This is a genomic window from Brevibacterium samyangense, from assembly GCF_039529845.1.
Lineage (GTDB): Bacteria > Actinomycetota > Actinomycetes > Actinomycetales > Brevibacteriaceae > Brevibacterium > Brevibacterium samyangense.
On sequence record NZ_BAAANO010000035.1, the window covers coordinates 55,759 to 72,039 of the forward strand.

At 70.2% G+C, this 16,281-nt stretch carries 8 protein-coding genes; 2 read left to right on the forward strand and 6 right to left on the reverse strand.

The features are described from left to right. Nucleotides 1-16 precede the first annotated feature (16 nt). Together ABD172_RS14270 and ABD172_RS14275 are read left to right on the forward strand one after the other, a co-directional pair. Complete coding sequence (locus ABD172_RS14270; protein ID WP_344310721.1) at nucleotides 17-667, forward strand: TetR/AcrR family transcriptional regulator; 651 nt, start codon at nucleotides 17-19, stop codon at nucleotides 665-667. A 27-nt stretch (nucleotides 668-694) separates the two neighbouring features. Further along, nucleotides 695-2,755 carry an acyl-CoA dehydrogenase family protein gene (locus ABD172_RS14275; protein WP_344310722.1) on the forward strand — a complete coding sequence of 687 codons (2,061 nt, stop codon included), beginning with the start codon at nucleotides 695-697 and terminating at the stop codon, nucleotides 2,753-2,755. Here ABD172_RS14275 and metX read toward each other — a convergent pair. From metX to ABD172_RS14305, 6 genes are all read right to left on the reverse strand, one after another. Then, entirely contained in the window at nucleotides 2,742-3,854 is a 1,113-nt protein-coding gene (gene metX / locus ABD172_RS14280) for a homoserine O-acetyltransferase MetX (RefSeq protein ID WP_344310724.1), read from the reverse strand. The genes ABD172_RS14275 and metX overlap by 14 nt on opposite strands. After that, nucleotides 3,851-5,197 carry a bifunctional o-acetylhomoserine/o-acetylserine sulfhydrylase gene (locus ABD172_RS14285; protein WP_344310725.1) on the reverse strand — a complete coding sequence of 449 codons (1,347 nt, stop codon included), beginning with the start codon at nucleotides 5,195-5,197 and terminating at the stop codon, nucleotides 3,851-3,853. Before ABD172_RS14285 ends, metX begins: the two co-directional genes overlap by 4 nt. Nucleotides 5,198-5,349: 152 nt before the next feature. Continuing rightward, nucleotides 5,350-9,282 carry an error-prone DNA polymerase gene (locus ABD172_RS14290; protein WP_344310727.1) on the reverse strand — a complete coding sequence of 1,311 codons (3,933 nt, stop codon included), beginning with the start codon at nucleotides 9,280-9,282 and terminating at the stop codon, nucleotides 5,350-5,352. 358 nt (nucleotides 9,283-9,640) lie between these two features. Continuing rightward, a complete protein-coding gene (locus ABD172_RS14295) occupies nucleotides 9,641-11,434 on the reverse strand; it encodes a Y-family DNA polymerase (RefSeq protein ID WP_344310729.1) in 1,794 nt (597 codons plus the stop codon). Continuing rightward, on the reverse strand, nucleotides 11,431-12,345 hold the full coding sequence (locus tag ABD172_RS14300) for a porin (protein ID WP_344310731.1): 915 nt from the start codon (nucleotides 12,343-12,345) through the stop codon (nucleotides 11,431-11,433). The genes ABD172_RS14295 and ABD172_RS14300 overlap by 4 nt, the downstream gene beginning before the upstream one ends. Before the next feature lie 292 nt (nucleotides 12,346-12,637). Further along, a complete protein-coding gene (locus ABD172_RS14305) occupies nucleotides 12,638-15,916 on the reverse strand; it encodes an HNH endonuclease signature motif containing protein (RefSeq protein ID WP_344310733.1) in 3,279 nt (1,092 codons plus the stop codon). Nucleotides 15,917-16,281 lie beyond the last annotated feature (365 nt).

Consider the following 16,281-nt stretch of genomic DNA (forward strand, 5'->3'; position numbering starts at 1 on the left):
TGATACCGTCGGTCTCATGAAACCCGTCACAGCCGACGGTCGGAGTTCGCGGTGGGACGACCACCGCCGTCTCCGGCGTCGGGAACTCCTCCGCGCCACCCGCGCCGTCCTCGCCGAACACGGCCCCGACGCCCCCATGGACGTCATCGCCGCCGGCGCCGGGACGACGAAGACCGTCTTCTACCGGTACTTCGGTGACCGCGCGGGCCTGCAGCTCGCCATGGGCGAATGGGCGATGCGGGTGATCCGCCGCGAGATCGACGCGGCGGGCGCGCACGCCGACGAACCGCGGGAGGCGCTCGCGGCGATGATCCGCGCCTTCGCACGCCTCGCCGCCGGCTCCCCCGCCGTCTACACCTTCTGCGACGCCGTCGTCCTTCCCACCGGGGACGAGGCGGGCCGTGACTTCTTCACCTCGGTCACTCATCTGCTCGCCGAACGCCTCGGCCTCGACGAGGCGCGGGAGCGGCTGTGGGCGTTCGGTGCCCTCGGATTCGTCCGCGCCTGCACCCAGCAGTGGTTGGTCGAACGGGCTCAGCACCGTCCCGCGCTCTCCGTCGACATCGACGTCTTCACGCACCACGTCACCACCTGGGTGTGGAACTCGCACGCAGGTGACCACCCGACGATCCCACCGGGTGTCCACGACGCCACCCAGCAGTCCTGATCCCTCCACCCACGCAGGAGAACCCTCATGACAATCGATCCCACGCTGCTTCGCGCCGTCCTCGACGGCGACTACGCCTCCGCCCGTGCCGAGGGCCGCTCGTTCGTCCGGCAGCCCGGTGCCGTCATCGACGAGGAAGCACCTCTCGCGGAGATCCGCGACGCGACCCTCCGGGGCACGCGTGCGCTCGGGGAGACGGGACAGCCGCTCCTTCCCCTGCCGCCGGAGCTCGGCGGTGAGGACGAGCACGCCGGATACGTCGCCGCGTTCGAGGAACTCGTCGCCTCCTCCCCGAGCGTGCAGATCAAGGCGGGTGTCCAGTACGGACTGTTCGGTGGAGCGATCCAGCACCTCGGGAACGCCGAACAGCACCGCGCGTGGCTCGTTCCCGCTGCCCGGGGTGAGCTCCTCGGATCCTTCGCGATGACGGAGATCGGGCACGGTTCGGACGTCGCCGCGGTCGGCACGACCGCTACCTACGATCCCGACACCGAGGAGTTCGTCGTCCACACGCCGTTCCGGGCCGCGACGAAGGAATACATCGGCAACGCCGCCGCCCACGCCCGGGCCGCCGTCGTGTTCGCCCAGCTCGTCACGCGGGGCGTGAACCACGGGGTCCACGCCTTCTTCGTCCCCGTGCGCACCGACGCCGGAGAGGTCCTGCCGGGAGTCACCGTCGAGGACGACGGGGCGAAGGGCGGGCTGCGCGGGGTCGACAACGGACGGTTCGCGTTCGACAGCGTGCGGATCCCCCGTACGCATCTGCTCGACCGCTACGGCAGCGTCGCACCCGACGGCACGTACTCCTCCCCCATCGAGTCCCCCGGCCGGCGGTTCTTCACGATGCTCGGCACGCTCGTCCAGGGCCGGGTGTCCCTCGACGGCGCGTCGACGGTCGGCGCGAAGCTCGGCCTCGACATCGCGATCCGGTACGCACTCGAACGTCGCCAGTTCACCGGTGCGAAGGAGACCGAGGAGGTCGTCCTCCTCGACTACCGGCGCCATCAGCGCCGCCTCATGCCGGCGCTCGCGCGCACCTGGGCGAACGCGCTCGCGCACAACGACCTGCTCGCGTCGTTCCAGACGGTGTTCTCCGGCGAGGACGACTCCGACGAGGCGCGTCAGCTCCTCGAGACCCAGGCGGCCGGGTACAAGGCCCTCTCCACCTGGGATGCGCTCGACATCCTCCAGGAATGCCGGGAGGCGTGCGGTGGTGCCGGGTTCATCGCCGAGAACCGCCTCGTCGGACTGCGCCGTGATCTCGACGTCTATGCGACGTTCGAGGGCGACAACACGGTGCTGCTCCAGCTCGTCGGCAAACGACTCCTCGGTGATTACGCGGCGGAGCTCCGTCACCTCGACATCGGCGGCGTCGCGCGCTTCATCGGCACCCAGGCCGCGGAGCACTCGCTCTACCGCTCCGGAATGGCGAACGTCGGCCGCACGATCGGCGACGTCTTCACCCCGGCCCTCAATGCGAAACGCATCCGTTCCGGCAAACTCCAGGAAGCTCTGCTCGAGAGCCGGGTCGAGGCGATGGTCGCCGAACTCGCCGGGAACCTCCGCCCGGCGGCCCGGATGCCCGCGGAGAAGGCCGCCGCGCTCGTGAACGAGAACCAGAACCTCCTCATCGAGACCGCGCGTGCCTACGTCGAGCTCCGCAAGTGGCAGGCACTCGACCGCGCGTTCCGCGCCTTCCGGGACGACCACCCCGAGGCGCCCGAGACCACCGTGTTCCGTCGCCTCCGCGACCTCCACGGGCTCTCGCTCATCGACGAGCACCTCGGCTGGCACATCATGTACGGGCGCCTGTCGATGAACCGGGCGCGGCAGATCGGTCCGACGATCGACCGCCTGTGCGCGAAGCTCGCCGCCGATGCGCTGCCGCTCGTCGAGGCCTTCGGGTACGGGCAGGAGCACCGCCGGGCGACGATCTCCTCGGGAATCGAGAAGGAACGGCAGGACGAGGCCCGCGAGTACTACCGGCAGGCCCGTGCCCGTGCCGACCACCCGGTCGACGAGAAGGTGCTCCACGCGGAGCGGAAAAAGGCGGCGAAGAAGGCGAAGTCGCGTTCTACACAGCGGTGAGGAACCCCGTCACGTGCGGACCGATCTGCGCGGCCTCCGTGAGGAACCCGTCGTGCCCGGCCCACGACTCGATACTCACGGGGGTCGGGCTGCCGGGGAGCGCCTCGGCGAGGGTCGCCACGTGCCGGGGCGTGTACAGCCGGTCCGAGGTGATGCTGAGGACCTGGACCTCGGCGGTGATGCCGGCCAGCGCCTCGGCGAGGTCCGTCGACCGGCCCCGGCGGACGTCGTGGTCGCGCAGCGCCTGCGTGAGGATCCGGTAGGACTGGGCGTCGAAGCGATTCACGAGTTTGCGGGCCTGGTGGTCGAGATAGCTCTGGATCGAGTAGTACGTGTCGTCCACGTGGACGGGCTTCGGGTGCTGGAGCGCGTTCGAGAACCGGGAGTTGAGCTCGGCATCGCAGCGGTAGGTGAGGTGCGCGATCTGCCGGGCGATCCCGAGGCCGGCCTCCGGGAACCGGCCGAGAGCCTGGTAGTCGCCGCCGCAGAAGTCCGGATCGAGTTCGATCGCCCGGATCTGGGTGTGTGCCCACGCGATGTGGTCCGCGTCCGAGTACGCGGGGGCCGCGAGTACCGTGAGCCTTCCGACGCGGGCCGGTGCCTGGGCCGCGAACTCGAGCGCCCGGGCGCCGCCCATGGAGCCGCCCACGACCGCGTGCCACGTGTCGATCCCGAGTTCGTCGGCCAGGGCGAGTTCCGCATTCACCATGTCGCGGATCGTCACCGACGGGAAGCGTGACCCGTACGGCAGTCCGTCCGGGTGCGTCGAGGTCGGCCCGGTCGTGCCGTTGCAGCCGCCGAGCGCATTCGTGCACACGACGAAGAACTCGTTCGTGTCGATGTGTCGGCCGGGACCGACGAGGTCCTCCCACCAGCCGGGGGCGAAGGAGCCCGGGTGTTCGGCCGTCGCCGGTTCCGCCACCCCGCTCGTCACGTGCGCGTCCCCCGTGAGCGCGTGCTCGACGAGCACCGCGTTCGAGCGGTCGGCGTTGAGGGTGCCGAAGGTCTCGTACGCGATCGTGATCTCGTCGAAGACGTAGCCGGATTCGAGGCGGAAGTCCGGGAGCGTGGCGACGGCGGTGCGTCCGACGACGGTCATGCAGCCGCACCCTCGACCTGTGCCGCGGCGGCGAAGCCGAGCTCGAGGTCCGCGAGGATGTCTCTGATGCCCTCGATGCCGACCGAGAGGCGCACGAGGGCGGGGGTCACGCCGGACTTGAGGGCCGCCTCGGGTGCGACCTGCGAGTGCGTCGTCGAGGCGGGGTGGATGACGAGGGAACGGGTGTCCCCGACGTTCGCGACGTGCGAGTGGAGCTCGAGGGCGTCGACGAAGGCGACCGCGGCGTCGTAGCCGCCTGCGATGTCGAAGGAGAGGACCGAGCCGACGCCCTTCGGGAGGTACTGCCGACCACGTTCGTACCAGGGGCTCGAGGGCAGACCCGCGTAGTTCACGTGTGTGACCTGCGGGTGCTCCTCGAGGAACCGGGCGACCGCGAGGGCGTTCTCGACGTGCCGTTCGACGCGCAGGCTGAGTGTCTCGAGGCCCTGGGCGATGAGGAAGGCGTTGAAGGGGGTGGCTGCCGGACCGAGGTCGCGCAGCAGCTGCACCTTCGCCTTGATCCCGTAGGAGACGTTCGCGCCGAACGGGGAGTCGGGACCGAGGTCGCGGGCGTAGACGAGCCCGCCGTAGGAGTCGTCGGGGGTGTTGAACCCGGGGAAACGCTCCGGATCCTGTGCGAAGTCGAAGGTCCCGCCGTCGACGATGACTCCGGCGATCGCGGTGCCGTGCCCGCCGAGGTACTTCGTCGCCGAGTGCACGACGACGTCCGCACCGTGTTCGAGGGGACGCACGAGATAGGGGGTGGCGAGCGTGTTGTCGACGATGAGGGGAACCCCGGCGGCGTGGGCGGCATCCGCGACACCCCGGATGTCGAGGACGTCCGAACGCGGGTTCGACACGGTCTCCGCGAAGAACGCCTTCGTGTTCGGGCGGACGGCGGAGGTCCAGGCCGCGAGGTCGTCCGGGTCCTCGACGAAGGTGACCTCGATCCCGAACTTCCGGAGGGTGACGTCGAGGAGGTTGTACGTGCCGCCGTACAGGCTGGGGCTCGCGACGACGTGGTCGCCGGACTCCGCGACGTTCACGATCGAGAGGAACTCCGCGGACTGACCGGAGGCGAGGAGCAGCGCCTGGACGCCTCCCTCGAGGTCCGCGATCCGGTTCTCGACGACCTCGACCGTGGGGTTCCCGATCCGGGTGTAGATGGGGCCGAGGTCGGCGAGGGCGAAGCGGTCGGCCGCCGTCTGCGCGGAGTCGAAGACGAAGGACGTCGACTGGTAGATCGGCAGGGCGCGGGCACCGGTCGCCGGATCCGGGGTCTGCCCCGCATGGACCTGGCGGGTCTCGAAGGTGTGTTCCGTGCGTGCGGTGTCGGCAGTCATGGTGCTCCTCTGGGTGGTCCTCGGGTCCTCGGGCGAATGCGGGAGGCGGAGACGTGCGGTGGAGATGTGCCCCCAACCTAGGAAGTGCGATGAAGTGTGACACCGGGCCCCGTCATGAAAGTGTCACGGGGCGTCATGTTTCCGGCACCCGCTCACCGGAAGTTGCGCGAGCGGGTGGGCACCTGGACGTCGAGGGGTACGAGCTTGTGCGCGTAGAGACTCACGACGTCACCCCTCCCGTTGTCCGAGCGCTGCAACTGCCCCGTGACGACGAGGGTGTTGCGGGTGAGCGACACCGGGGCGAACCGCTTCATGAGCCCTGGCGTACACACGACGTTGAGCATCCCGAACTCGTCCTCGAGGTTCATGAACGTGATCCCCGAGGCGGTTGCCGGCCGCTGCCGGTGCGTGACGATCCCCGCCACCGTGATCCGGGAACCGTCGGCGGTCCGCTGCGCGTCCCGGGTCGAGGCGTACCCCCGCGCCCGCAGCGCCTCCCGCAGCTGCTCGGTCGGGTACCCGTCCACCGTGAGCCCCGTGGAGAACAGCTCCGCGAGGGTGACGTCGAAGTCGTCCATGAGCGGCAGCGTCGGGGCGTGCATGACCGGCGAGGTGCCCGGCAGCACGTCCGGCCCCGCCCCCGAGAGCGATCCGGCCACCCACATCGCCTGCCGGCGGTCGAGTCCGAAGGACTCGAAGGCACCGGCGTGCGCGAGGCCCTCGAGGACGGAGACCTCGACACCCGTGCGATGGGCGACGTCCGCGATCGAGGTGAAGGGCCGGCCCGAGGCGGTGGGCGCCTCCTGCCGGGCGGCGACGATCGCCTCGGCGACGTCCTTCCCCACGTGCTTCACCGAGGCGAGGCCGATGCGGATCGCGAGGCCCCCGGCCGAGTCCGGGTGCGGTTCGAGGTCCGCCTGTGCCTGCGAGGCGTTGATGTCGACCGGGAGGATGACGACGCCGTGGCGGCGCGCGTCGGTGATGAGGGACTGGGGTGAGTAGAACCCCATGGGTTGGGACCGCAACAGCCCGGCGGTGAACGCAGCGTGGTGGTAACGCTTGAACCACGCGGAGTCGTACACGAGGTTCGCGAAGCTGATCGCGTGGCTCTCGGGGAACCCGTAGTCGGCGAAGGCGGCGATCTTCTCGAAGACGACCTCGGCGACCTCGGGTGGGACCTCGCGTTCCGCGCACCCGCGCATGAATCTCTCCCGCAGCTGCCGCATGCGCTCGGCGGAGCGGCGGGACCCCATGGCCCGGCGGAGTTCGTCCGCGTCCGCTCCGGAGAACCCGGCGATGTCGATCGCCATCTGCATGAGCTGCTCCTGGAACAACGGCACCCCGAGGGTGCGGCCGAGGGACTTCTCGAGGAGCGGGTGGAGGTACTCGACGGGTTCCTCCCCCTGTCGCCGGCGGATGTACGGGTGCACCGACCCGCCCTGGATGGGGCCCGGTCGGATGAGGGCGACCTGGACCGCGAGGTCGTAGAACTCCCGTGGCCGCAGGCGGGGCAGGGTCGCGAGCTGAGCACGGGACTCGACCTGGAAGATACCGATCGCGTCCGCCCTGCACAGCATGTCGTAGACCTTCGGGTCGTCCTGCCCGAGGGCCGCCCGGTCGATCCGCTCCCCCGTGTGCTTCTCGACGAGGTCGACCATCTCGTGGAGGGCCCCGAGCATGCCGAGGCCGAGGAGGTCGAACTTCACGAGGTCCATGGCCGCACAGTCGTCCTTGTCCCACTGGACGACCGTCCGGTCCTGCATCGTCGCCGGTTCGATGGGGACGACCTCCCCGATCGGGCGGTCGGCGAGGATCATGCCGCCGGAATGGATCCCGAGGTGGCGCGGGGTGTTCAGCAGGTCGCCCGCCACTGCGAGAACGGGGGCGGGCACGTGCGTGTCCTCCGGGTCCGGGAGGCTCGACCAGCGGTGAAGTCCCTTGGAGAACGCATCGAGCTGGCCGGGTTCGTACCCGAGTGCCGAGGCGGCGTCCCGGACCGCGGACTTCGCCCGGTAGGTGATGACGTTCGCGACCTGTGCCGCCCGGTCCCGTCCGTAGTGCTCGTACACGTGCTGGATGACGCGCTCACGACGGGCGGACTCGATGTCGATGTCGATGTCCGGGTAGCCCTCACGGTCCGGTGAGAGGAACCGGTCGAAGAGCAGTCCGTACTTCACGGCGTCGACGGCGGTGATGCCGAGGACGTAACAGACCGCGGAGTTCGCCGCCGAACCGCGGCCCTGGCAGAAGATGTCGTTCTTCCGGCAGTACTCCGCGATCTCGAACACGATGAGGAAGTACCCGCAGAACCCCATCGACTCGATCGTGTGCAGCTCCCGGTCGAGGAGGTCCCACGCCCGCGGGTTCTCCTCCCGGGTGCCGTAGCGCTCGAGGCCGCGTTCGGTGACCTTCTGTCGGAGGTACTCGGCCTCGGTGAGAGGTGCGGTGGTGCGGTCGAGGGCGGTGGGTTCGGTGGTGGATGCGTTGGTGATGAGGGCTGTGTCGTGCGGTTCTGCGGGTGCCGTGCGAGTGAGGCCGGTGTGCCCGGGTTCGGCGTGCGCAGCTGCGGTGTGCGCAGGTTCGGTGGGCACCGCAGGGATCGGGGCGGCGGGGAGTCCGGCCTTCGCCGCGGTGAGGATGAACGCGCAGTCCCGGGCGAGGCGGACGGCCCCGGCAAGTGCCTTCGGGGAGAACCGGCGGGCCATCTCCTCCCCCGTGTGGATGCGGGCGGTGGCGGTCGGCGGCAGCCATCCGGCGACCTCGTCGAGGGACCGGTGGGAGCGGACGGCGGCCCGCACCTGGGCGTTGCGGAACCGGGACCTGGTCGCGTAGTGGACGGCGTTCGTCGCGACGACCGGCAGGTGGAACCGGGCGGCGAGCTCCTCGAGGTGGCGGATCCGGGCGTCGTCCTCGGGTACACCCGAGCGGGTGAGTTCGACGGCGACGTTGTCCCGCCCGAACATCCCGACGATCCGCCGGAGTGCCGCCACTCCCCCGTCCGCGTCGTCCAGGTGCGGCAGGAGCAGTCCCTTGCGGCACCCCGTGAGGATCCACCAGTCCCCGTGCGTCCGGGAGGTCTCCGCGAGTTCCTCGAGGTCGAACACCGGGCGGTTCTTCTCACCGCGCAGATTCGCAGTCGTGATCGCGGCCGACAGCCGGCGGTATCCGTCGACCCCACGGGCGAGCGTGAGCACGTGCAGGGCCTCCGGGTCCACCTGACCGGGGATGCGTTCGGTGAGTCCGACGGAGAGCTCGGAACCGAAGACGGTCGGCAGTCCCACCCGCGCCGCGGCCTGCGCGAACCGGACGACTCCGTACAGACCGTTGTGGTCGGTGAGGGCGAGAGCCTCGAGTCCGGCCTCGGCTCCCGCGGTCACGAGCTCCTCCGGCTCCGAGGCACCGTCGAGGAAACTGAAGTCCGAGTGCACGTGGAGTTCCGCCCAGGGAACGCCGGTGGTGAGTGGCCGACGCACGGTGGAGGACGTGCCCGGGGTGGGACGGTCGGGGCAGGTGTCGCTGTCGGCGCGGTCGATGTGTGCGCCTTGGGCACGGCCCGTACCGGCACTGCCGGGGGCGCCGGGCGGGGTACGCCGGAGCAGGTACCGGTCCGGGCGGGAGAACGCGGGAGCATCGGAACCGTCGGCTCCCGCGGGGACAGCGTGCCCCGGGGAAGTGCCCTCGCCCCCGATGTTCACGGGGGTGCGGCCCTCGGTGGCGGTGCGCTCGCCGGTAGTGCTCTCGCCCGCAGTGTTCTCGGTGGCGGTGTTCTCGGTGGTGAGGCCCTCATCGGCGGGGTTCTTCGCATACCGGCTGCGGCGATCGGAGCCGCCCTCGCCCACGGACACCGGCATGATCGGCTCGTCGCGGATTCTGCGGTGTGCGGCCCGATGGTTCTCCGCCCCGTCGTGGAATGCTTCGGGATCCCGCTCCGACGAGGCGCGTTCGTGAGCCTCCTCCTGCGCAGCCGCTTCCTCACGCGCACGCTTCGCCCGGGTCTCGGCGGCGAGGGCGTCCGCGTTGCCGCTGAGGACGGAGAGTTTCCGCGCGAGCTCGTTCCACGGTGTCCGCGGATTGTTGAAACCCATCGTGGTGCTCCTTCCTCGTCGTCCTCGTTCTTCTCAACGCGGCGCTGTCTTCTCGGGATAGTGCTGTCTTCTCGGGATAGTGCTGTCGGCTCTGTTCGTCGGAGTGCCTTGTGGGCGCCTGCGTGACCCTGTTCGTCAGTGCTCTCCTGCGTGCGAAGGCACCTGCCACCGCGTCTCCGCTCGCCGACGCTTCTCCGCTCGTCACGCAGACCCTGTTCGCGGGGTGGCCCTGTTCCCGACGCTTCTCCGTCCAACACGCCACTGCTCGCCGGCGCGTCTCTGTTCCCCGGCGTGCCCCCTGTCCGCGGGCAGGTCTCCGCGCGCCGGCACAGGTGCCGCATCCCAGGAGCGCTGCTCCTCATGCGTACCGCCCGGTGAGGTACCACTGGCCCTGTTCCTTGCACAGGAGGAAAGCGCGCCCTTCGGCGTCGACCACCTGGAGGCGCACGCGGTACTGCGCGGTCTCCGGATCCCACCAGCGGGTCTCGACCGGCCAGGTGGCGGACCAGTCGGTGATGCGGGTGGAGAACCGCGGTCGGTCACCGGCTGCAGGCACGCGGAGGAACGCCGGCGCGTTGTCGAGCCCGGACGGACGCGCGATCACGATGTTCCCGTGGGCATCGAGCAGGTCCACCGGTGTGTGCTCGACGAGGGTGGGACGAGGTGCGGGGATCTGCCCGGGCCAGGGCGCCTCGGGGTCCCGGACGGGGTGCGGGGTCTGCTGCCACGGTGTCCAGAGGTTCGTCTCCGCGGGGTCCCGGCCGCCCTGGAGGGCGGGCACGAGGACGGAGTCGGCGCCGAAGAGTCCCTGGACCCGTTCGAGCGTGTGCGCGATCTGACCGGGGTGCTGGTCGAACAGACTGCGCTGGGTGCTCAGCGGGGCAAGGAGTTCGGCTGCAGCGAGGGAGATCGCGCTGATGCCGTCGGGCGCGTCGGTCTCCCACTCGGCGCCCGTCGCAGCGCTGCCGGCCTCCGAGGCGCCGGCTCCGCCCGGAGCCGGGGTCGTCGTGTGCAGCCAGCCCTCGGACTGCCAGCGGAGGCGGTCGGCGACCGTGGACTCGTTCATGTCCTCGATGCGCCAGGTACGCCGGTGGTCCTCCCCCGTCGTCGCGGTGAGTCCGATCGTCACCTGCGTGCACACGAGGCCGGCTGCGCGGATCCGACCGAGGAGTTCGGTCGCGAGTGAGCGCGCGTGGAAGGACAGGACGTCGCTGCGGCCGGTGGCGGGTTCGACAGCGGACTCCACCCGGTACTCCCGTGCCCGGACGTGGTCGATCGGCATGCGGTCGGGCAGGCCGGCGGCGAGGCGGTGCGCGCGGGTCCCGGCCTCCCCGAACCGGGCTGCCACGTCCGCCGCCGGGAGCGCGGCGAGATCACCGAGCGCGCGCAGACCGAGGTGTTCGAACACGGGAACGAGCGGGGCGAAGGCCTCCGGATCGACCTCTGCGAGCACGGTGACGGGCACACCGTGGAGGAATGCCGCGGTGCGTCCGGGTGCCACCCGGGTCGAGGTGCGGGACGCGATGAGGGCGGCGAACGGGGTGTCCGCGAGCCCGGGGAGGAACTCCCAGCCGGTGCGGTCGGTGAGGCCGGTGAGGAGTTCCTCGACCGCGGCTTCCTCGGTGGGGTGGCTGCGGCGCAGGGAGGACGCGGGGATGCTCACGGTGCCCGGGGCGAGGAGCGAGAACCGGGCGACGAGCCCCTCGAGGACCCCGATGCCGGCCGCGAACACCCGGTGATCGCGCTCCTCGTCCCGGGCCACGAGGCGCATCCGCGGGCACCGCAGTTGCGCGGCCCGCTTGCCGAGGCCGATGTGCACCCCGGCATGCCCGGCGCTCGTATTGCTCGCGGTGATCCGGCCGTTGCCGAGGACCGCGAGCGGTTCGTCCGCGCCGATCCCGAGGTCGATCGCCGCGGCCGTGCACGGCCAGTCGGGAACCGCCAGGACGAGAGTGCGGTGGGCGGGTCCAGTGGGGTCCGCAGTGCCGGCGGGACCGGTGGGTTCCGTGAGGTTCGCGGGGTGCGTGGGGCCCGTACGATCCGGGGATTCGGTGGGGTCTGTGGAAGTGATGGGGTCCCTGGAAGTGATGGCGTCCGTGGAGAGGGAGGTGGCTGGGGAGGCGGACGGCATGCGGTGAGTGCGGCTGCTCATGCGCGCCCTCCGTCGACCGCGGTGAGCACGGGACGTGGTGGTGCCATGGCGTCGGGAGCCTCGCGGTTCCCGTCCGGGGTGGCGGAGGCGGGAGGAGTGGGACCGGGAGAGGTGGAGTCGGGAGCAGGAGTGACGGCGGCAGGGGGGACGGCGGCAGGAGAGGTACTGGCCGGGACCGAGGTGCGGGGCGCCTCGGGTGCGGGGACGGGAGCGCCTTCCGGGGAGGGAGTGCCCGCCGGGACGGGAACGCCGTACGGCCGCGCCGGGTTGCCCTGCGGCAGGCGGGCCGGAGCTGCTTGGACCCGGCCGCTCGGGCCGGGCAGGAGGAGTGCGTGACTGCCGGTGCGCGACGAGTGGACGGTCACGGTGCAGTGCTCGAGGCGCCCTGCGCCGTGTGCGGTGCCGTCCCAGTGACCGGCGGAGACGGTGAGTTGCTCCGTGGTGCCGGCGAAGGGCTCGAGCACGACGATGCTGCTCCGGCGTTCGCGCACCTTGGCGGCGAGACGACTGCGTTCGGTGGCGGTGGTGCGGTAGCCGGGACGCACGAGGAGGACGTCGAAGGATTCCACGAGGATCGAAGTGACACGCAGCCAGTCCTGAGTGGGGGTGGCGAGGTTCACGAAGTGGCCGAGGTCGATGCCGAGATCCGTGAGGGTCGCGACGGCAGGCTCCCCCAGCCCGATGGCACACGTCCAGAGGTCGTCCCGGGTGAGCGCGGCGACAGAGGCCAGGGCGAAGGTGAGTGCGCGGTCCCCGGTCATCTGGACGATCTCCCCGCGGGGAAGGCCTCCCCGGACGAAGACGGGATGCAGTGGTGGGTCCGCAGGGAAGGGCTCCTTGCCCAGGGACAGCTCCGACGCCGGCCGGATCCCCGGGAGGCGTGAGAGCTGTGCGAGAGCTTCGGCGGACATACCTCCATTATCGAACACGTGTTCGAAACGAGCAAGCGTGCAGGTGGCACGGGCAGGGGCTCCGAATCGGGAATCCAATTACTCTAAAGGCACCCAAAATCAGGGTTCTCGTGCTTCTCGGAGGGACGGGATGGAGGGTCTGTGCGGAGGGCCGAGGTGCCGGACCGGAACGGCGCGAAACGGCGGGATCGGCGGGGTCGGGGTAGCCGGTCAGCAGCAGGATCGCGGGCACCGTCGGCATCAGGGTCGGGGTGGACGTGCGGGCGCCCACCGGACCGACCCGGCGAGGTGATCAGAAAGATGGCGGGTCGTCGGATCGGAATCGGACACCGGAGTCGAACGGGTCGGGCGGGCCGCCCCCGACAGTGCCGTCGGTGGCAGTACTGTCGGTGGCAGTCCCATCGGTCCGATCAGGTGCAGATCCCGACCGATGCTCGGTTGCCGCTCCGGTCGGCGCTGTCGGCCGGCCGTGGTCGCTCCGGGAAGGTTCGAATCCGGGCCGTAATCTTTCCCGATCCGCATGAGTTCGATCGAGTTCTGCTCGCGCACGTTCGTGCTCCGTCCGTGTTCGTTCACGTCGAGCGCGACGACGAGACTCGAGTTCGTTCCGGATCATCCGCATCCGACGAGAGCATTCGGCGCTCAGACGCCGAGCCTCGGCGAGCGCGGAGCGAGCCACGTCCTCGGCCTCCTGTGCTTCCAGGCGGGCCAAGGATGCCCGTTTCGCGGCCCGTAATGCCTCCCGGGTTGCCTCCGAGGCGGAGCCCTCCTCCCCGGCCGCTCGCGTGCGGAGCTCGAGCAGCTGCCGATCGGACAGAGGTTCCAGTTCGGCGCGCAGCGCAGCGTCGTCGCCGGCGACAGGCCCGGTGCCGGTGTCGGTGCTGGCGTCGGAGTCAGTGCCGGTGTCGGTGCCAGTGCTGGTTTCCGCGCAGGCGTCATCCCCGGTGCGATCGTTCGCGGTGAACCGGCGGGCATGGGCGGCGTCGATGGGGCGTTCAGGAGATACGACGGTCCAGGTGTGCCCGTAGGGCAGCATCCAGTGCTTCGTGCCGTCGGGGAGGTTCACCGCCCATATCCGCCCGTCGGTCTTCGCCTGATGATGCTCCTTGCACAAGGGTTGGAGGTTCGAGAACACGGTGGGCCCACCGGAGTCCGGATCGTCCTGGTCGAAGGGGTTCACGTGGTCGATCTCGCACACCACCGCGGGACGTGTACAGCCCGGGCCGGCGCAGGTCTGCCACTTCACCTGCAGCGTGCGTCGAAGATCCTCCGTCACCCGGTATCTACGGGCTTTCGCATCCAGCGGAGTGCCGGTGGCCGGGTCGGTGAGGATCCTCCACCACGAGCGCGTTCCGGAGGCGAACCGGCGGGCGATGGAAGCCGGCACCGGGGACCCGTCGGCGAGCGTGCCGGGCAGGTCCGCCTTCCCGGTGAGCGTGAGGAACGGCACGGTGACGTTCACCGACGCCTGCTGGGACAGGAACCGGCGGGAGTCCGGCAGACCGATCACGATTCTCATCGGCTCGTCCGCGCTGTTCGTCCCACCCGGAAGAGCTGCCCCGTCCGAATGAGTCGCGCTGTTCGCCCCTTCCGGGAGAGGCGCCCCGTCCGGACGAGCTTCCCCGTCCGAATGAGCTGCGCCGTGCGAGACGTGGGAGTGATCCGTGGTGCCGGAAGTGCCGTGGGCGGTGAGGGTTCTCGGGTCGAGGGCGCCGGTGAGGACCGCGTCGGTCTCCGCCGGGGTGAGGTTCCGCACCCACGATCCCCGCCGCACCCCAGCGCCGTCACCCCGAAGGGCGGCAGTGCTGCCGGCTGCTGCGGTCGGAGCGGTGTGGAGGGTGAGGGTCGGGCGCATGCCCATGACCGCGTCGAACATGAGCGCACCGATGGACCGATCGTCCAGGACTTGGGCACCTGCGGGGATCTCGGGGAACACCTCGGTGGTGCCGTTCTTGATGGCCCGTGCCATTCCCTCGAGACGTCGGTAGCAGGCCTGGGTCTCCAACAACGGTCCGGTGAGGGTGAGAGTGCCCGAGCCGTCGCCATTGGCGAAGAACTGCACGTTCCGGCGCTCCCGGATCTCCTTGTCCCGTTCCGGGAGAACACCGAGGGCGGCGATCTCCTGTCGCAGTGCTTTGGTGAACGAGTCGAGCTTGATCGCTCCGGACTTCCCGGCCAGGAACGCATCCAACCTCGGTAGGCAGGACGCCGGCAGGGCGCGGGTGAGACGTCCGGTTGCCTCGACGAACGTGAACGGCACTTCTCCGTTGAGGGCGCGGGCGAAGAAGGTCGGGAGCCCGTAGGCGAGGGTGATCGCGTCGCGGGCGTACGCCTGCGCCCGAGAATGCGTGAGTCCGGTGAGCACGGTGATGACCGCGTGGTCGGCGGTATCGACGTGGGCCCGCACCCACATGGCGACACTCGTCGACGGGCGCAGGTACGGGAACGCCGGCATGACGAGCCCCGCGGTGTCCTCGTCGGGGCTGATGCCCGAGTCGGTGCGGTCGTACTCGGCGGGACGGGAGGCATCGCCGCCCAGTGCGGAACTGTGATTCTCCTTCGGCACGGCAGCCATTCCGGTGGTGGGCGTCGGGGCCAGTGTGGTGAGAACGCGCTTCGCTTCGGCCAGGCGCTCACGCGCGGACGCGTACGCGGCTTGTGTCGCCCGGATATGCCGGCGGGCGTGATACGGGCCGGTGATGTGCCGGTAGAGATCCGAGGACGACGAAGCCTGACCGGTGGCCTGCTGCGAAGCGGACGGACGCACTGTCCCCGCGCGAGCCGAGTGCGGTGACCGCGGCCACCTCGTGGTGAACCGGCAGTCGTCGAGGACCCATCCGGGTTCGCAACGCCGCACCCGGTAGCGCATTCCGTTCGGGCCCACTCCCGAAGAACGCTGCCGTGCCTGCTCGATCAGTTCGGTGAACACTGCGTCCACGGACCGAACAGGAACAGCTGCCACGGACCGTTCGCGTCCCGATCGTTCGGGCTTGACCTGCTGCGCGAGCGTCAGAGTACGGACCCGTTCGGCCTCCCTGAGCTCCGCCTGCGCTGCGGTGACGCGTGAGCGTGCTTCGCGGAGGGTTTCGGTTGCGGTCTCCACGGCGGCCCACCGGTCGAGCGTCTCGATGATCGTCGCGACCTCGAGAGCCAGGTCCTGCGGGACCTCGCAGCCGGTACCGGCAACGCACGCGTGCGGACCGGAGTCGTCCCGAGGATCACACGGAGTGTTCTCGCGCCGGAGGACATCGAGGGCGTTCTCCCCGTGAGTGAACGCGACGGTGGCCCGGTGTGCTTCCTCGGCCATGGCGTGTTCTGCCGTGGGCGCACCGAGTTCGGGGACGGGGTGGAGGGTGTGGAGGACTTCACCGACGAGGTACTCGGCCGTGTCCCGCATGCGTGCACTGCGTGCCCGGTCCTCGGCGAGAGCACTCGCGGCCAGGCGGGCCAGGCGCCTGCCGCCGAGGGCGTTGACGTGTGTGTCGATCCGGGTCGGCACGACATGGCGACGCACATCGAAGCTCGGGTTCACGTCAGGGCTCGGGTGAGTGGCGGAGTGGTCGGTCGTCATGTCGGTCACCTCCTTCGGGGCGGATACCCGGGAGTCCTGCCGTCGAGGACTCCGGAATCTCCGATTCACGAATCGGATATCAGTCTTGATGTCCGACTCCTGCTCGTTGGAACCATCATTGCAGGAGGCACGGACACAAGTCCGGCGATGCCGCCGTCACCGACCGCCGTCGTCAGCGTTGACATGCAGCTCTCGGACAACGACGCCCGTCTCGCACGCACGATGGGGGTGCCGACACGCACGCGGGCTCCACGGCGCACACGAAAGGCGCGGGAACGAGCAGAACTCGTTCCCGCGCCTCGCGCCACTCACCGACCGGCAGGTGCACACCCCCGGTGGAAGCTCATACCCCCGGTGCAGGCGCA